Source organism: Ancylobacter vacuolatus, from assembly GCF_030813595.1.
Taxonomy (GTDB): Bacteria; Pseudomonadota; Alphaproteobacteria; order Rhizobiales; family Xanthobacteraceae; genus Ancylobacter; species Ancylobacter vacuolatus.
Genome location: NZ_JAUSUH010000004.1, coordinates 386403 through 403795, shown reverse-complemented (window position 1 = coordinate 403795; position 17393 = coordinate 386403). Strand labels below are relative to the sequence as shown.

General features: G+C 68.4%; 18 protein-coding genes and 1 pseudogene. 2 read left to right on the top strand and 17 right to left on the bottom strand.

The window, feature by feature from the left end; genetic code table 11:
• The coding region (locus tag J2S76_RS12470; RefSeq protein WP_307060761.1) for an energy transducer TonB family protein at positions 1 to 330 on the top strand (330 nt) is incomplete at its 5' end.
• A 6-nt stretch (positions 331 to 336) separates the two neighbouring features.
• Here the strand turns inward: J2S76_RS12470 and J2S76_RS12465 are convergent.
• The 6 genes from J2S76_RS12465 to J2S76_RS12440 form a co-directional block, all read right to left on the bottom strand.
• On the bottom strand, positions 337 to 1377 hold the full coding sequence (locus J2S76_RS12465) for a dipeptide ABC transporter ATP-binding protein (protein ID WP_307060760.1): 1041 nt from the start codon (positions 1375 to 1377) through the stop codon (positions 337 to 339).
• The gene (locus J2S76_RS12460) at positions 1374 to 2366 is read right to left on the bottom strand and encodes an ABC transporter ATP-binding protein (RefSeq protein WP_307060759.1); all 993 of its coding nucleotides are present in this window, start codon (positions 2364 to 2366) and stop codon (positions 1374 to 1376) included. The genes J2S76_RS12465 and J2S76_RS12460 overlap by 4 nt, the downstream gene beginning before the upstream one ends.
• 189 nt (positions 2367 to 2555) lie before the next feature.
• The gene (locus J2S76_RS12455) at positions 2556 to 3152 is read right to left on the bottom strand and encodes a hypothetical protein (protein WP_307060758.1); all 597 of its coding nucleotides are present in this window, start codon (positions 3150 to 3152) and stop codon (positions 2556 to 2558) included.
• Positions 3153 to 3156: 4 nt separating this feature from the next.
• Complete coding sequence (locus J2S76_RS12450) at positions 3157 to 4137, bottom strand: ABC transporter permease subunit (protein WP_307060757.1); 981 nt, start codon at positions 4135 to 4137, stop codon at positions 3157 to 3159.
• Positions 4130 to 5140 carry an ABC transporter permease subunit gene (locus J2S76_RS12445; RefSeq protein WP_307060756.1) on the bottom strand — a complete coding sequence of 337 codons (1011 nt, stop codon included), beginning with the start codon at positions 5138 to 5140 and terminating at the stop codon, positions 4130 to 4132. The genes J2S76_RS12450 and J2S76_RS12445 overlap by 8 nt, the downstream gene beginning before the upstream one ends.
• Positions 5141 to 5351: 211 nt before the next feature.
• Positions 5352 to 6950 carry an ABC transporter substrate-binding protein gene (locus J2S76_RS12440; protein ID WP_370874736.1) on the bottom strand — a complete coding sequence of 533 codons (1599 nt, stop codon included), beginning with the start codon at positions 6948 to 6950 and terminating at the stop codon, positions 5352 to 5354.
• Positions 6951 to 7207: 257 nt separating this feature from the next.
• On the opposite strand from J2S76_RS12440, the gene J2S76_RS12435 reads away from it, so the two are divergent.
• A complete protein-coding gene (locus J2S76_RS12435; protein WP_307060755.1) occupies positions 7208 to 8428 on the top strand; it encodes an acyl-CoA dehydrogenase in 1221 nt (406 codons plus the stop codon).
• A 187-nt stretch (positions 8429 to 8615) separates the two neighbouring features.
• Here the strand turns inward: J2S76_RS12435 and J2S76_RS12430 are convergent, their stop codons facing one another.
• The 11 genes and pseudogenes from J2S76_RS12430 to J2S76_RS12380 form a co-directional block, all read right to left on the bottom strand.
• On the bottom strand, positions 8616 to 9065 hold the full coding sequence (locus tag J2S76_RS12430) for an RrF2 family transcriptional regulator (protein WP_307060775.1): 450 nt from the start codon (positions 9063 to 9065) through the stop codon (positions 8616 to 8618).
• Positions 9066 to 9193: 128 nt separating this feature from the next.
• Positions 9194 to 9343 (bottom strand): hypothetical protein, encoded by a 150-nt coding sequence (locus tag J2S76_RS12425; RefSeq protein ID WP_307060754.1) that lies wholly within the window; start codon positions 9341 to 9343, stop codon positions 9194 to 9196.
• Positions 9344 to 9398: 55 nt separating this feature from the next.
• Complete coding sequence (locus J2S76_RS12420) at positions 9399 to 10745, bottom strand: ATP-dependent DNA helicase (RefSeq protein WP_307060753.1); 1347 nt, start codon at positions 10743 to 10745, stop codon at positions 9399 to 9401.
• A 41-nt stretch (positions 10746 to 10786) separates the two neighbouring features.
• Entirely contained in the window at positions 10787 to 11629 is an 843-nt protein-coding gene (locus J2S76_RS12415; protein ID WP_307060752.1) for an EamA family transporter, read from the bottom strand.
• Positions 11630 to 11699: 70 nt separating this feature from the next.
• On the bottom strand, positions 11700 to 12536 hold the full coding sequence (locus J2S76_RS12410) for an EamA family transporter (protein WP_307060751.1): 837 nt from the start codon (positions 12534 to 12536) through the stop codon (positions 11700 to 11702).
• Positions 12537 to 12600: 64 nt separating this feature from the next.
• Positions 12601 to 14043 (bottom strand): NAD-dependent succinate-semialdehyde dehydrogenase, encoded by a 1443-nt coding sequence (locus J2S76_RS12405; RefSeq protein ID WP_307060750.1) that lies wholly within the window; start codon positions 14041 to 14043, stop codon positions 12601 to 12603.
• A gap of 126 nt (positions 14044 to 14169) precedes the next feature.
• Positions 14170 to 15248: pseudogene (locus J2S76_RS23190) on the bottom strand (nucleotidyltransferase domain-containing protein).
• Positions 15249 to 15357: 109 nt separating this feature from the next.
• A complete protein-coding gene (locus J2S76_RS12395) occupies positions 15358 to 15600 on the bottom strand; it encodes a hypothetical protein (RefSeq protein ID WP_307060748.1) in 243 nt (80 codons plus the stop codon).
• A 27-nt stretch (positions 15601 to 15627) separates the two neighbouring features.
• Positions 15628 to 16116: a hypothetical protein gene (locus J2S76_RS12390; protein WP_307060747.1), complete on the bottom strand. Its 489-nt coding sequence runs from the start codon at positions 16114 to 16116 to the stop codon at positions 15628 to 15630.
• A gap of 9 nt (positions 16117 to 16125) precedes the next feature.
• Entirely contained in the window at positions 16126 to 16524 is a 399-nt protein-coding gene (locus J2S76_RS12385) for a PqqD family peptide modification chaperone (protein WP_307060746.1), read from the bottom strand.
• Positions 16521 to 17390 (bottom strand): phosphoenolpyruvate carboxykinase (ATP), encoded by an 870-nt coding sequence (locus tag J2S76_RS12380; protein ID WP_307060745.1) that lies wholly within the window; start codon positions 17388 to 17390, stop codon positions 16521 to 16523. The genes J2S76_RS12385 and J2S76_RS12380 overlap by 4 nt, the downstream gene beginning before the upstream one ends.
• Positions 17391 to 17393: the final 3 nt, after the last annotated feature.

Here is a 17393-nt window from a genome sequence, read left to right as displayed (position 1 = left end):
TCCGACCGCATCGCCGCCCCGACCTCGGGCGCCTCGTCCTCCAACAGCCGGGCGCCGGCGAACTGGCGCTCGCGGCTGATGGCCCATCTCAACCGCCACAAGCGCTATCCCACCGGGGAAAGCGCCAGCGGCCGGGCGCGGGTGGCGTTCTCGATCAACCGGGCAGGCCAGGTGCTCTCGGTCCGGCTGGCGGGCTCATCAGGCAATGCCCGCTTCGACGAGGAAGCGGTCGCCATGGTCCGCCGCGCCTCCCCCGTGCCGGCCCCGCCGCCGGAAGTCGCCGGCGGCACCATCTCCTTCACCGTCCCGGTGCTGTTCAGCCTGAGGTGAGGGCGTTCAGGCGGCATCCCCGCCTGTCACCCAGCAGGCGACGCGCTGCGCGCCCTTCGACGCCAGCGGCGGCATCTCGACCCGGCAGCGCTCCACCACCAGCGGGCAGCGCGGGTTGAACGGGCAGCCGCGCGGTGGGTTGAAGGGCGAGGGCAATTCACCCTCCAGCACGATGCGCTCCTTCTTCGCCTCCGGGTCGGCCACCGGCGTGGCGGAGAGCAGGGCCCGCGTATAGGGGTGAAGCGGGGTGTCGAAGATGGCCTCGCGCGGGCCATGCTCGACGGCGCGGCCGAGATACATCACCAGCACCTCGTCCGCCATGTGCCGCACCACGCCGAGGTCATGGCTGACGAAGACATAGGCGACGCCGAGCTGCTCCTGCAGCTCCACCAGCAGGTTCAGCACCTGCGCCCGCACCGAGACATCGAGCGCGGAAACCGGCTCGTCCAGCACCAGGATCTTCGGCCGCAGCACCAGCGCGCGGGCGATGGCGATGCGCTGGCGCTGGCCGCCGGAGAACATGTGGGGGTAGCGCCCATGATGTTCCGGGCGCAGGCCGACCCGCTTCATCATGTCGAGCGCCCGCTCGCGCCGCTCCGGCGCGGAGAGGGAGGTGTTGACCAGCAGCGGCTCCTCGATCGCCTTGCCGATGGTCTGGCGCGGATTGAGCGAGCCGAACGGGTTCTGGAACACCATCTGCACCTCGCCGCGATAACGGCGCAGCGTGCGGGCATCGGCCTCGGCGACATCGACATCGTCGAGCCGCAGCGAGCCCTCGCCCGGCCGCTCGATCAAGGTGAGCATGCGGGCGAGGGTCGACTTGCCGGAGCCGGATTCGCCGACCACCGCCAGCGTCGAGCGCGGCGCGAGGCGGAAGCTGATGCCAGCCACCGCCTTCACCGTGGCGGATTTCGAGAACAGGCCGCGCGAGACCTCGTAGTTCTGGGCGAGGTCGACGGCCTCCATCACCGCCTCGGTGGATGTCGTCTCGTGCTGTGGGTCGAAGCGGGCATCAAGGCGGGCGTCCGGGCGGGCATCAGGGTTCATGCCGCGAACTCCCGGCGCTGGGGCACACCCGCGAGGAGGGGCGTGTGGCAGAGGGCGAGGCCGAATTCCGCCCCCGCGCGCGGCGGCGGCACGGTGCGGCAGGTATCGGTGGCGAAGCGGCAGCGCGGCGAGAACAGGCAGCCGGTCGGCCGGTCGGCCATGCCCGGCACGATGCCGGGGATGGAGGGCAGCAGCCGGCCTTGCGCGCGCTCCGGCAGCGCCGCCAGCAGGGCGGCGGTGTAGGGATGATGTGGATCGCGGAACAGTCCGCGCGTCGTCTGCATCTCCACCTGCTGGCCGGCATAATGCACGCAGACCCGCTGCGCCGTTTCCGCCACGACGCCCATGTCATGAGTGATGAGCACCAGCCCGACGCCGCTCTCCTTCTGCAGCTTCAGCAGCAGATCGAGGATCTGGGCCTGGATGGTGACATCAAGCGCGGTGGTCGGCTCGTCGGCGATGATGAGCTTGGGCTTGCAGGCCAGCGCCATCGCGATCATCACCCGCTGGCTCATGCCACCGGACAGCTGGTGCGGAAAGGCCTTGAGCCGCCGCTCCGGCTCGGGAATGCCGACCAGCTCCAAGAGCTCCACCGCCCGCGCCTGGCGCTGGGCGCGCGAGAGATCGAGATGCGCGGCCATCGCCTCGCGGATCTGAAACCCGACGGTGAAGCACGGGTTGAGGCTCGACATCGGCTCCTGGAAGATCATGGCGAGGTCGCGCCCGATGATCTTGCGGCGCTCGCGGGCCGAGAGGGTCAGCAGGTCGCGGCCGTCGAACATCATCCGGTCGGCGGTGACGGTGGCGATCCAGGGCAGCAGGCCCATCACCGCCAGCATGGCCACCGACTTGCCCGATCCGGATTCGCCGACAATGGCGACGAGCTCGCCCGCCTCGACATCGAGATCGACCCGGTCCACCGCGCGGAACGGCCCGCGCCCGGTGGCGAAGCTGACGGAGAGGTTGCGGATGGAGAGCAGGGGTGTCATTGGACTTGTGCCCCTCGGTGCTTATATCTGGCGTGCGGGTCATGTTTGAGCGTGAGCTCCGGTCCTGGCCGGCCCGCCGGTTCCGCAGCTGAGCAGTTGAACTTGCTTTCCAGCGGCCGGGTACTATTCTCGACACGAATGAGAGGGAGTGTTGCCATGATAGGTCCGATCATCGTCATCGCCTGACCGTCATTTCAGGGTCGCAAGGTGATGGGGGTCTTCCCAGAGGCGGCGGTCATAGCGCGCCTGACGCCATAATTTCGGTTCGAGCTCGTCAATTGCCCGGCCCATGTCCCTATTGAGGGCGGCCAGACTGTGGATGACGGTCTTCTTGCGAGCTGGAGTGAGGTTGGTGAAGTCTTCCGACTGAATCTTTACCAGAAGCAGCCACACCATCCGGCTCGTCATGATGTACCGGCGCACTGGCGGCATCAGGTGGGATGGGATGTGCACGAGGAGACGCTTCTTCTCCTCGTAGCTTTCCTCGTCATAGTCGAGCGCGATAAACGGTCGGAAAGGGATGCCGGCGGCGTGCTCGGCATCGATGATGGCCTCAAACCCACGAATGAACTCTTCACTCGAATAGGCGGCAGATCGCTTGCGGGTGTCTACGAGTTCGACGCGAAGTTCGATCAGAAACTCCCGCACGCGCCGGCTGCGCAGGTGCTGTTCAGCGTAAATCTCGTAAGCTTTGGTGGCGAGATAACCCGTCGCCGAGGTTAGCGCGAGAAGCAGCAGCCCGAGCACGCCCTTCTCGAGGATGAAAGTCGCAGCTTCCGTACCCATCCTCTCAGCTCCGCCTCAGCTTGGGGTCGAGCGCGTCGCGCAGGCCGTCGCCCATCAGGTTGATGGCGACCACGGTGACCAGGATGGCGAGGCCGGGGAGGGTGACGATCCACGGCGCGGAGCGGATGAATTCGCGCGCATCCGCCAGCATGGCGCCCCATTCCGGCGTCGGCGGCTGGGCGCCGAGGCCAAGGAAGCCGAGGGCCGCCGCCTCCAGGATCGCGTCGGAAATGCCGAGCGCCGCCTGCACGATGAGCGGGGCGAGGCAGTTCGGCAGCACGGTGACGAACATCAGCCGCAGCCGGCCGACGCCGGCGACCTGCGCGGCGATGACATATTCCTTGGTCAGTTCGGCCAGCGCTGCGGCGCGCACCAGGCGCACATAGCGCGGCAGATAGACCACCGTCACCGCGACGATGGTGTTGGTCAGGCTCGGGCCCAGCACCGCGACGATGAGGATGGCGAGCACGAGGCTGGGGATCGCCACCACCATGTCCATGACGCGCATCACCACCACTTCGACGATGCCGCGCATGAAGGCGGCGGCGAGGCCGAGCACGATGCCGAGCGCCACCGAGACCACCATCACCGACAGGCCGATGCCGAGCGAGATGCGCGCGCCATAGATGAGGCGGGAGAGCACGTCGCGCCCCACCGCATCGGTGCCGAAGGGGAAGGTCCAGTTGCCGCCGGCCCAGACCGGGGGCAGCAGCACGCTCTGGCGGAACTGCTCGATCGGCGAGTGCGGCGCCACCCATGGCGCGAACAGCGCCAGCAGGGTGATGAACACCACCACGGCGAGGCCGAGCACGGCGCCGCGGTTCTCGCTAAAGGCGGACCAGAAGGCCCGCAGCGGCGAGGGTTCCTCGCCCACCGGCTCGACCTCGGCGACGGCGGCAGCGCTCAGGCTCAGGCCCGAAGCGCCCGGCAGCAGCCGTTCCGGGGCGGTCGGCATCGGATCGTCGATGGCGTTTTCCTCAGCCATGCCGGATCCTCGGATTGATCGCGACATAGAGCATGTCGACGATGAGATTGACGAGGATGACGATCGCCGAGATCAGCATGATGCCGCCCTGCAGCGCCGGATAGTCGCGGCGGGAGATCGATTCGATCAGCCATTTGCCTACCCCGGGCCAGGCGAAGATGGTCTCGGTCAGCACCGCGCCGGCGAGCAGGGTGCCGGTCTGCAGGCCGACCACGGTGACAACAGGGATCAGCGCGTTGCGCAGCGCGTGCAGCCCGACCACGCGCAGCGGCGACAGGCCCTTGGCGCGCGCGGTGCGCACATAATCCTCGCCCAGCACTTCCAGCATGGAAGAGCGCGTCATTCGCGCGATCACCGCCAGCGGAATGGTGCCGAGCACGATGGAGGGCAGCACGAGATGCGCCGCCGCGGCGCTAAAGGCGCCGTCCTCGCCCGACAGCAGGCTGTCGATCAGCATGAAGCCGGTCACCGGCTCGAAGTAATAGTTGATGAGGTCCATGCGGCCGGAAACCGGGGTCAGGCCCAGATATTCCGACATGAACATGATGAGCAGCAGGCCCCACCAGAAGATCGGCATCGAATAGCCGGCCAGCGCCACCGTCATCACCGAATGGTCGAGCACCGAGCCGCGCTTGACGGCGGCCAACACGCCCGCCGGCACGCCCAGCACCACGGCGAAGACGAGGGCGCAGAAGGCCAGTTCCAGCGTCGCCGGAAAGAGGATGAGGAATTCGTGCAGCACCGGCGTCCGGGTGACGATCGAGGTGCCGAAATCGCCGTGCAGCAGGCCATAGACATAATCGAGGAACTGCCGCCACACCGGCTGGTCGAGGCCGAGCTCATGGCGCAGCTGGGCCAGCCGTTCCGGCGCGATGCCGCGCTCGCCGGTGCGCGCCTCGATAGGGTCGCCCGGCACCAGGCGCACGGCGACGAAGGTGACGAACATCAGCGCCACGAAGGTCGGCACCGTCAGCGCGACGCGGCGGAGGATGAGAGCGAACATGAGCCTCACACGCAAGTGTGGCCGTCATCCCGGACACCGCGCAGCGGTGATCCGGGATCGGGGGACGGAGATGCGCCTTAGAGCACGCGCCGATCAGCGTGCATGGCAAGCTGATCGCTAAACCGCCCTCTAGCGGGGGACGATCCCGGAGCGCGGCGTGGCCGCGTCCGGGATGACGTTCATGGCGACGGGACGAGAGAGCCTCGCCCGCTCACTTCAGCTCGACGCCGTAGAATTCGTGCCGGCCGAACGGGCTGACCTTGTAGTCGACCACTTCCTTGCGGGTCGGCTCGTACACCACCGAATGGGCGATGGTGAACCAGGGGGCGTCTTCCTTGAAGATCACCTGCGCCTGCTCATACAGCTTGGTGCGCTCGGCGAGGTCGGAGCTCGTGCGCGCCTTGTTGATCAGGGCGTCGAAGTCCTTGTTGCACCATTTGGCGAGGTTCTGGCCGCCCTTGCGCGCGGCGGGGCAGCCGAGCAGGAAGAAGAAATTGTCCGGGTCGCCATTGTCGCCGGTCCAGCCGAGCTGGCCGGTCATGTGCTCGCCTTCCTGCATGCGCTTGCGGTACTCGCCCCACTCATAGGAGACCAGCTTGGCATTGACGCCGAGCTTGGCGAGGTCCGACTGCATCATCTCGGCGATGCGCTTGGCATTGGGGTTGTAGGGGCGCTGCACCGGCATCCACCACAGGTCGATGTCGAGCGGGGTTTTGACGCCGGCATCGGCCAGCATCTTCTGGGCCTTTTCCGGGTCGTAGGCGTAGTCCTTGACGTCGGTATTGTAGGACCAGATGGTCGGCGGGATCGGGTTGATCGCGCCCTGGCCGGCGCCCTGATAGACGTCCTTGATGATGGCGGCCTTGTCGATCGCCATGTTGAAGGCCTGGCGCACTTCCTTCTTGTCGAAGGGGGGCTTTTCCACGTTGAAGGCCCAATAGGCGATGTTCAGGCCCGGCTGCGAGAGCAAATTGACCGCCGGATCGGTCTTCATGCCGGCAATGTCGGCCGGGTTCGGCGCGATCATCACATGGCATTCGCCCTTCTTCAGCTTGGCATAGCGGGCGGTCGGGTCGGGGGTGATGGCGAAGACGAGGTTGTCGATCTTGGACGGACCCTCGAAATAGGCGGGGAACGCCTTGTAACGGATCACCGCGTCCTTCTGGTAGTTGACGAAGGAGAACGGGCCGGTGCCGACCGGAATCTGGTCGAACTGCTCGGGCGTGCCCTTCTTCAGCAGAAAGTCGGCATATTCCTTGGAATGGATGGTGGCGAAGTCCATGGCGAGGTTCGCCAGCATCGGCGCATTCGGCTCCTTGAGCACGAATTTCACCGTGTGGTCGTCAACCTTGTCGATGGAGACCAGCAGGTCCGGCAGGCCCATATCGTTGAAGTAGTCATAAGCGCCGCCGGTGACCTTGTGGTAGGGGTTTTCCGGCTTCCACATGCGGTCGAAGCTGAAGATCACGTCGTCGGCGTTGAAGTCGCGGCTCGGCGTGAAGCCGTTGACGCCGGAATGGAATTTCACCCCCTTGCGCAGCTTGAAGGTGAGCTCCTTGCCGTCGTCGCTCACCGTCCAGCTCTCGGCGAGGCCGGGAACAACCTTGGTGCTGCCGCGCTCGAACTCCACAAGCTGGTTATAGGCCGGGCGGGCGGCGTCGAAGCTGGTGCCCGTCGTGTTCAGGGCGGGAGTGAAGTTTTCCGGGCTCCCCTCGGAGCAGTAGACGAGCGTCTTGGCCGCATAGGCCGGCGCGCACAGCGCCGTGAGCATGGCAGCCGCAAGGGCTGCCTTGGCATTGAAAGCCGGCATGTCTGAATTCCCCTCTCATAGACCGCGCGCGGCGTGCCCATTGTCTGGGCTGGCCTATTGTTTGTTCGCCGCGATCCGATTTCACAACTGAAACACGTGTCTCAGCGTTGCGCAATCGTACCCCACCCTAGACCTAAGTAGGATCACCTAGCGTAAGGGGTGCCGGTGCCGGTCGCAGAAGGCCGGATGCGCGGCCTCGTGCGACGTTGTAAGAGAGGCGGGCCGGCCTCTGGTGCCGGTCGTCCGGGAGAATAAGCATGAGTGCCGCGCCGTCCGCCGCCCACGCCACCAAGGCGTCCAAGGTTTCGTTCGATTGGGCCGATCCGGTCGATTTCGATGCGCAGCTCACCGAGGAGGAGCGCCTGGTGCGCGACACGGCGCGCGATTACGCCCAGGAGAAGCTGCAGCCGCGCGTCACCTCCGCCTATATGGAAGAGCGCTTCGACCGCGAAATCATGAGCGAGATGGGCGAGCTCGGCCTGCTCGGCCCCACCATTCCCGAGGAATATGGCGGCGCGGGCCTTGGCTATGTCTCCTACGGGCTGGTGGCGCGCGAGGTGGAGCGGGTTGATTCGGGCTATCGCTCGGCGATGAGCGTGCAGTCCTCGCTCGTCATGCACCCGATCAACGCCTATGGCAGCGAGGCGCAGAAGCGCCGGTTCCTGCCGAAGCTCGCCACCGGTGAGATGGTCGGCTGCTTCGGCCTGACCGAGCCCGATGCCGGCTCCGACCCCGCCGGTATGCGCACCCGCGCCGAGAAGATCGACGGCGGCTACCGCCTTTCCGGCGCCAAGATGTGGATCACCAATTCACCGATCGCCGACCTTGCGGTGGTGTGGGCGAAGTCGGCCGCGCATGGCGACGAGATCCGCGGCTTCCTGCTGGAGCGCGGCATGAAGGGCTTCACCACCCCGAAGATCGAGCACAAGCTCTCGCTGCGCGCCTCGGTCACCGGCGAAATCGTGATGGACGGGGTGGAGGTGCCGGAGGAGAATTTGCTGCCGGACGCTTCCGGGCTCAAGGGCCCGTTCGGCTGCCTCAACCGCGCTCGCTTCGGCATTGGTTGGGGCACGATGGGGGCGGCGGAAGCCTGCTACGCCGCCGCGCGCCAGTACACGCTTGACCGTAAGCAGTTCGGCAAGCCGCTGGCGGCGACGCAGCTGATCCAGAAGAAGCTCGCCGACATGGCGACCGAGATCACGCTCGGCCTGCAGCTCGCGCTGCGCGCCGGCCGGCTGTTCGACGAGGGCCAGCTGCCGGTTGAGACCATTTCCATGCTCAAGCGCAATAATTGCGGCAAGGCGCTCGACATCGCCCGCCTCGCCCGCGACATGCATGGCGGCAACGGCATTTCCGGCGAGTTCCCGGTGATGCGCCACATGGTGAACCTGGAGACGGTGAACACCTATGAGGGCACGCACGATATCCACGCGCTGATCCTCGGCCGCGCCATCACCGGGCATCAGGCGTTCTTCTGAGCCGGGCGCGCTGAGGGGCTTTGCCGAAGGGTTTATCCTGCGTCCCGGCGCGGCGCTCCGGCTTCGGCTGCGCTGGGCGGGGACACGGGCGCCCTCTGCTGTTTCCCGGACAAGGCGTGCTTGCGCGCCGCTGATCCGGGACCCAGCGGAGACTCTTCGGCCGGTCCCCGTCCGCAGCCCGCAGGCGTCAGATGCTGTACATCAGGTCGGCGTCGGGGGCGTGTGAGAAGATCACCATGTCGTGCAGCGACATGCCGTCGAGAATATCCGACATGGCATCGCGCACCTTGCTCATGGTGATGCGCACCGAGCAGGTGGCGAGGTCCTCGCAGTCCTCGCAGGGCACAAAGGCGCTCTTGCTGGCGCAGCTGAGCGGGGCCAGCGGGCCGTCGAGCACGCGGATGATGTGGCCGATGCGGATCTCGCGCGGCGTCTTGGCCAGCGCATAGCCTCCGCCGGGCCCCTTCTTGGAGCGCAGCATCCCGGCATTCCTCAGCTCCAGCAGAATGGCGTCGAGGAACTTCTTCGGGATGTTGTTGGCGGTGGCGATCTCCTGCCCCATAGCGCTCGAACCCGGTTCGAGCCGGGCGAGAAAGAGCATCGCCTTGAGGCCGTATTTGCCCTTGTTGGTCAGCATGTCCGCTTCGTCACTCGGCTGCAGCAGGCGCAGCGCAATGGGATTGGTCAGCCGGGCGCCGAATCTGCCGCGCAGCACTCCCTATAAATGGTAGATTGGACGGTATTTTACCAGTGGCGGCTGCTCACTCAGCGCGAGGTGCCGCTCGCGACGGCGATGCCGGCGGGGTGCTGGGCGTCCGGCGCCGGATGCAGGAACAGCACGGCCGCGATCACGGCGCCATAGCAGACGGCGAAGAGCAGCTTGTCACGGGTGCGGCGGAGGCCGGTCTGGCTCATGGGTCACTCTCCAGTTGGAGAGTAATCTATGGACATTATAGGAATATGTAAAGGGTCAGTCGTTGTCCATTCCGCGCGCCGCCGTCATCAGCGTGCCGCCGTTCTCGAAAGCGGCGGTGAAGGCGGCGACGCGGCGGTCGATGCGGATGTCGGAGGCGCGCAGCGGGCGGGCCAGCGACAGGCCTTCCAGCGAGCGGGCGCGCGAGAGCGCGACATAGGCCTGGCCGGCGGCGAAGGCGCCGGCGTCGAAGTCGATCCGCACATCCTCCAGCGTCAGCCCCTGCGCCTTGTGCACCGTCACCGCCCAGGCCGGGACGAGCGGAAGCTGGGTGTAGGTGCCGACCACCTTGGCCGCGACCTTGCCCGTCGCCTCGTCCCAATCGTAGCGGATGCGCTCCCAGCTGGTGCGCTCGATCTCGACGATGCCGGCGCCGTCGAGCCGGACATAGGCGCGGTCGGGCGCGAGGCCGGTAATGGTGCCGACCGAGCCGTTGACCCATTGCCGCTCGGGATGGTTGCGCACCGTCATCACCCGCGCGCCCACCTTCAGCGCCAGCGTCTCCGGCACCGGCAGCCGGTCATTGGCGAGGTCGAACTCACCCTCGCTCTTGCCCTCGAAGAGCCGGCCGTCATCATAGAGCGCTTCCATGCCGCGCCGGTTATAGGCATCGACCCGCGCATTGGTCGGCGCCAGCACCACAGGGATGCGGCCGGGCCGGTGGTCGCGGTGCGAGGCGGCGTTGATGGCGGCGATGGCGTCGGCGATGTAGCGGCCGGTGCGCAGCTCGGCGAGATGGCCGACAAAGGCGTCGTCGGTCTGGCGGTAGACGGTGAGGAAGGGCAGCCGCGCCGGTTCCACCTCGCGCAGCACGCGGGCGTCGAAGGCGAACGGGCCCTCATAGCCGAGATGGCCGAGGATCTCGCGCTCAGCCTGCGGCACGACAGGCGGCAATTGCAGGAAATCGCCGACCAGCACCACCTGCACCCCGCCGAACGGCTCGGGATTGCCGCGCGCGATGCGCAGTGAACGGTCCACCGCGTCCAGCACATCGGCGCGCACCATGGAAATCTCGTCGATGACGAGACGCTCCAGCTTCTTCATCAGCGTGCGCTTAGGGCTGCGCGGGCGCACCTGGTCGGGGTCCATCAGCCGGGGCGGCAGGCCGAAGAAGGAATGGATGGTCTGCCCGCCAAGCTGCAGCGCCGCGACGCCGGTGGGGGCGAGAAACGCCTGCTTGCCGCCGCCATGCTTGCGCAGCGCGTGCAGAAAGGTGGTCTTCCCCGTGCCGGCGCCGCCGAGCACCATGATGACGGGCGCGCCGGAGCCGACCAGCGCCAGCGGCCCGGCGAAGGCTTCAGCCGGGAGGGAAGGGCGAATCGGCAGCGCGGGTGTCTCGTTCATCGGCGCAATGGAGCACAGGAGGGCGGCGCCGGCCAAACCGCTCAATGCAGCTTGATCAGCACCAGCCCGGCGACGATGAGCGCGGCGGCCACCAGCCGCTCGGGGCGCAGCTTCTCGTGCAGCACCACGACGGCGATCACCGCGCCGAACAGCACGCTGGATTCGCGCACCGCCGCCACCAGCCCGATCGGCGCCTTGGTCATCGCCCAGATCGAGATCCAGTAGGCGGCCAGCGACATCGCCCCGCCGGCAAGGCCGGGGCCGATGAAGGAAAGCGTCGGCGCCAGCGCGCGTGGTCCCTTCCAGGCGAGGCCGAACAGGGTGATGACGAGGCTGTCGACGACGAACAGCCAGGACGTATAGACATGCGGCGAGGTGGCGCTGCGGGCGCCGAGCCCGTCCACCAGCGTATAGGCGGTGATCGACAGCCCGCACATCAGCGCGAGGCGCAGCGCGGTCGGATCAAAGGCGCCGCTGCCGGCCCGCCGCCAGGCGATCGACAGGATGCCGAGCGCCAGCAGGCCGACACCGAGAAAGCCCTGCGCGTCGACCGCTTCCCCGACCAGCGTCACCGAGAGGATGGTGGTGAGCAGCGGCGCGCTGCCGCGCGCCAGCGGGTAGACCAGCCCCATATCGGCGCGGCGATAGGCGCCGGACAGGGTGAGGTAATAGACGAGGTGGATCGCCACCGAGGCCGCGATCCACGGCCACACATGCGCTTCCGGCGGGCCGAGATACAGCGCCACCGGCAGGGCGAGGAGGCCGCAGGCGGCATTGACCAGCACCACGGCCAGAAACGGGTCCAGCCTTATCTTCAGCACCGCGTTCCAGCCGGCATGCATCGCCGCGGCGGCGATTACGGCGAGGAAGACGCTGGGTTCCATCGGGACGGCCGGCCGGAGAAGGGAGGCCGGGCTTTAGCCGATTCCGCAGGCGCTGCCGAGGATTATCAGCTCAATGCAGCTTGATCAGCGTCACGCCGGCCACCACCAGCACGGCGGCGAGGAGGCGTTCGGGACGCAGCTTCTCTTGCAGGACCAGCACGGCGAAGCCGGCGCCGAACAGCACGCTCGCCTCGCGCACCGCCGCCACCAGGCTGATCGGCGCCCGCGTCATCGCCCAGACGCACAGCCAGTAGCTGACGAACAGCATGGCGCCGCCGACCAGCGCCAGCCCCCAATGGCGGCGCACCGGGTGCAGGAAGGCCGCGCCCTTCCACAGCGCCAGCCCGACCGCGACGATCACGGCATCGCCGACGAACAGCCACGCCGTATAGATCGCCGGCGGTCCCATCCGGCCGGCGGTGCCGTCGATGAGGGAATAGGCGGTGACGGCGACACCCGAGCCGAGCGCCAGCGTCAGGGCGGCGGCCTGCGAGGCCTCCCCCCGGCTGCGCCAGGCGGTGACGAGCACGCTGGCCGCGAGCAGCGCGATGCCTGATATGCCGATGGCGCGCACCGGCTCCTGCAGAACCAGAATGGCGACGCCGGCGGTCATCAGCAGCGCCCCGCCGCGCGCCACGGGATAGACAAGGCCGAGATCGGCGCGGGCATAGGCGCCGACGAGGCAGGCATAGAAGGTGAGATGCGCGCTCATCGAGCCCGCCATCCACGGCAACAGCGCTTGTTCGGGCGGGCCGAGCCAGAGCGCGACCGGCAGCGCCACCGCGCCGCCGCCCAGCACGACCAGCATCAGCGCCGAGAGCGGATCGAGCCGCAGCTTCAGCAGCACATTCCAGCCGGCCTGAAGCAGGGCCGACAGCAGCACGACGAGAAGAACAGCAAGGTCCATGGCAGGGCCGCGATGGGAGGCACTACTTAGTTACCCCACATCGCGGCCTGTGACGAGGCCGGCGTCAGACCCCGAGCTGGGTCACGAACTTGGTGTTCACATAGGCTTCCATCGCCTCGGTGCCGCCTTCCGAGCCATAGCCGGAATCCTTGATGCCGCCGAACGGCACTTCGGGAAGGGCGAGGCCGTGATGGTTGATCGAGATCATGCCGCTTTCCACCCGGCGGGCGAACTCGTCGGCGCGGGCGGAGGAGGTGGTATAGGCATAGGCCGCTAGCCCATAGGGCAGCCGGTTGGCCTCAGTGATCGCCGCCTCGGTGGAGGTGAAGGACTGGATCGGCACGATCGGGCCGAAGGGCTCCTCGTTCAGGATGCGGGCATCCGGCGAGAGGTCGGTGAGCACGGTTGGCTCGAAGAAATAGCCCTTATTGCCGATGCGCGCGCCGCCTGCGCGCAGGGTGGCGCCCTTGGCGAGGGCATCGGCGGTCAGCGCTTCCATCGCCTCGACCCGGCGCGGATTGGCCAGCGGGCCCATGCGCACGCCGTCCTCAAGGCCGTTGCCGACCTTCATGCCCTTCACCGCCTCGGTGAAGCCGTCGACGAAGCGGGCATAGAGGTCCTCATGCACGAGGAAGCGGGTGGGCGAGACGCAGACCTGCCCGGCATTGCGGAACTTGGCGCCCGACAGCAGCTTGATCGCGACTTCGACGTCGGCATCCTCGAACACCACGGCCGGGGCATGGCCGCCCAGCTCCATGGTGACGCGCTTCATGTGCGCGCCGGCCAGCGCGGCCAGCTGCTTGCCGACTATCGTTGAGCCGGTGAAGGAGATCTTCTTCACGATCGGGTGCGGGATGAGATATTGCGAAATCTCCGCCGGCACGCCGAAGACAAGGTTGACCACGCCCGCCGGCACGCCGGCATCGGCATAGGCGCGCACCAGCTCGGCGCAGCTCGCCGGGGTTTCTTCCGGCCCCTTGAGGATCACCGCGCAGCCGGCGGCCAGCGCGGCGGACACCTTGCGCACCGCCTGGTTGATCGGGAAGTTCCACGGGGTGAAGGCGGCGACCACGCCCACCGGCTCGCGATGCACTACCTGCTGCACGCCGGCGGCGCGGGCGGGAATGAGCCGGCCATATTGCCGGCGGCCTTCCTCGGCGAACCAGTCGATGATGTCGGCGGAGGCGAGCGTTTCCATCCGCGCCTCGGGCAGGGGCTTGCCCTGCTCCATCGTCATCAGGGTCGAGATCGTCTCATGGCGCTCGCGCAGGAGTTCGGCCGCCTTGCGCATGATCTTGTAGCGCTCATGCGGCGGCGTGTGGCGCCACACGGCAAAACCCTTCTCGGCGGCGGCGAGCGCGGCGTCGAGATCGGCGCGGCTGGCATGGGCGACCGTGCCGATCGCCTCTTCCGTCGCCGGGTTGATCACAGGCTGGCTGCCGCTGCCCCCGCGCCAGGTGCCGTCAATATAGAGCTGGACCTCGGGGTAGGACACGGAATGGGGCATGGCCGAACCTTTCGCGACAGGATGTGCGGGCATACCTAATCGCCCCGGCGCCGGACGGAAAGGGGCAAGTCAGGCTGCCGCAGCGGCACTGGATCCCATTTTCCGCCCGCCGGAGGGCATGGACGGCTAGCGCAGCCACGCGCTCAGACGGGCGGCGCGCAGGGGGCGGGCGCGGGTGGACGGAACGCTCAGGCGCCGGACCACGCGCTTGCGCAGGAAGGTCGTCAGCACCGTCCACCACAGGGCGCCATAGGCGGCCGGCCCGGCGCTGCCGCCGCCCCCCTGCGCCAGCGCGCGGCGCGCGGGAAGCAGCTGGCGCCGCAGCACATGCCAGCGCACCCGCCACGGCGTGCCGGGCGCCGACAGCAGCATCAGATCGACGCTCGGCTCGTTCGCTGGCGTCTGCGGATGCCGGCCGAGATTGGCGACGATGTCGGGGAACAGTTCCTGCACATGCGCCGGCAGAGGGGGGGCAGGGTTGGGGATGCCGAGGCAGGCGGTGGCCAGATGCAGCGCGGCCTGTGCCGCCTTGCGCTGGCCGAAGCGCTCGCACAGGCGCCAGAATGCCGGCCAGTCGAACGTCTCGCCCGCCTGTTGCAGCACCTCGCCAAGGTCCCAGATATGGGTGAGCGGTGTCTCGAACAGGTGCCGCTCCAGATGATGGCAGAGATAGACCAGCAGAAGCGGCGGCTGAGCACCCGGAACGGCGCGCCGGCGATCGTGGTTTCCTCCGCCTGCGCCCATACCGCCTGCAGCAGGTCCGCGCGGTCCGCCTCGCCGACCTTTTCGCCGAGCGCCCAGTGCAGCTCCACCGGCAGGCCGCCGCGCAGCGGGGAGTGGAACACCAGATGATGGGAGGTCTGGCGGAGGGTGGTGCTGGCGCGGAACCCCTGCGCGCGCAGCGCCTCCGCCATCGCGGCGACATCGGTGGGGCGCACCAGAATGTCCATGTCGCCCATCGGCCGGCTGCCGAAATCGCCATAGACGCGGCTGGCGAGGTCGAGCCCCTTCAGCGCGATGACCGGCACCCCCGCCGCCTGAACCGCCGGTGCCAGATGCGACAGGCCGGCCAGCGCGCGGATGGCGACATCCAGCTTGAAGCGGTGGAGTTCCTCCGCAACCTCCTCCGGCACGGCGATGTCAGGCGCGCGGGACAGGCGGCGGGCGAGCAGGGCCTGCCCGTCCCGCGCGCGCGCAGGCTCCATCACTTCAGCCCAGCCGTTATCATCCAGCGCGCGGAGCGCCCGGTCGCCGGCCGCGTCCCAGCGCAGGCAGGCGCGCAGAAGGTCGAGGCCGGGGGAGGGCGTCACCGCTTCACGCCGTGTGGGGTGCGCAGTGCCGCGCAATGTCCAGCACCGTGTCGCGGTCCATGCCGCTGGCGCGCAGGGAGAGCCAGCGGCCGGCCGGCAGCGCCATGATCAGGGTGAGCGCCGTCGCGCCGTCCTCGGCGGGCGCCGCATGCAGAAGGGCGCGGCGTCCCTCGGCGAGCGCCACCTCCTCGCCCGCCATCCCCTCGACGGTGGGCGACGGCGAGGCGCGGTGGATTTGCTCCAGCACCAGCGTACCGGCCTCGCCATGGGTCCATTAGCTGGCGGTCTGGAAGGCGCCATGCAGATTGTACCATTGCAGGATGCGCTCGAAGGCGAGGCCGGGCCGCGCGGCGGGCAGCCACAGCGCCTCGCCGGCAAAGGCCGCCGCCTCGGCCGGGCTGGCGGGGATATAGGCGCGCATCTGTGCCGTGGGGGTGGCCGCCCAGCCGCCGCGCGCCTTCTCCCGCCGCGCGCGGCGCAGCAGCGCCCGCCCCGCCTTGACCATGCCGGCCGGGCCAAGCAGGCGGGCGACGCGGAACAGGAGCGCGGCGCCGCTGAGAACCCGCTCGCTCTCGCCTACGCCGACGATCATATAGGGGCGGATCGCCCAGCCCGAAGGGAAGTGCCGGCGCAGCAGGAGTTGCGCCCTGGGCGAATAGAAGCTCACCCGCGCCATTTCAGGCGCCCGCGCGCCGATGAGCTGCGCCAGCGCCGAGCAGGTGACGCATTCATCGTCGAAGATCAGCGTCGGCCGCCTCACCATCGAGGCGGGTCAGCTTTCAGCGTCAACGCAGACGCCCACCCACGCGCAGGCCTGGTTAGCTAGGCACGCATCTTCATCAAGCGCGGGGCAGTCGACACCGGACGCCGCCGCCTGGCGGGTCGGCATCGTCACGCTGAGCACGAGGCCGGCGGCGAGGCTTCGGGCGGCGGTGGCGCCCAGAGCGCGGCGGTTGAGAGAGGTGCTTGGCTGCAACAGCTCCAGCTCAGTGAAGCGGTCGAGCGCGGCATCCACGAGATCGCCGGCCTCGCCTTCCGGCAGATGTGTGTCCGCCACCCGCAGCGCCCGCACCATCGCGGCGCGATCATGGCCCCCGTCACACAGGTTCCACACCTTCAGCGCCTGCGGGTTGAGGCAATGGGTCTGGGTGCTGGCGGAATCATAGATCACCGCCTGTCCGTCGACGAGGGTCGAGAACAGGCCGGTCTTGCGCAGGGGGGGACAAGAGCGGGCCGCACATGTGTCATTTGCGACAGGATCTGCCCGGCGGCCGCATCCGCGGCACCCCGGACCCCTTCGCCGCTCCATGCCAAGGCGAGCGCGGCCGCGCAACAGCCAAGTACCGTTTCGGGCTGGTGGCGGGCATTCATGGCGTTGGCGACCAGCCGCAGCATCGCCTCGCCGGCGCTCAGCGGCTTCAGGTCGAGCGGCGGCGCCCCCGCCCTGTAGGTGAGGACCAGCACTGCGCCGACGGGGGGCGATCCCTCCCGCAGCCGCGCCGCGCCGCCCGCCTCCGGCAGGTGAAAATCCCCGGCCATGTCGGCCCGCAGGGTGAGGGCGCGCGAGAGCAGGCTCAGCCGGCCATCCAGCCCGATCACCGCCACATCGTCCGAGATATAGGTGGCACCGGCCCGCACCAGCGCGGCGGTCAGCGTGCTCTTGCCGGCATGGCTGGTGCCGGGAAAGAGGAGCGCGCGGCCCTCATGCAGGACGACACCGGCATGGATGAAGGCGCAGTCGCGGGCGAAGGCGCCGAGCTGGTAGTCCATCCGCCAGGCGAGGAACGGGGCGACCTGCGCACGGGTGAGGTCGTTTCCCCGCAGGGTGCTTTCTTCCAGAAACCGAAAGCGCGCCGCGCCGCCGTGCGCCGGGCCGGAGGACTCGATGGCGAAGCGCATGTCCGGCTCCGCCCCGTCCGCGCGCTGCCAATAGGCGGGAAGCGCGGCGGTGCAGGCGGCGCGGGCGTCCGGGTCGCGGCAGGCGATTTCCATGACGGCGCCGAAGGCCGACAGGCGCATCACATGGGAATCCGGCATGCG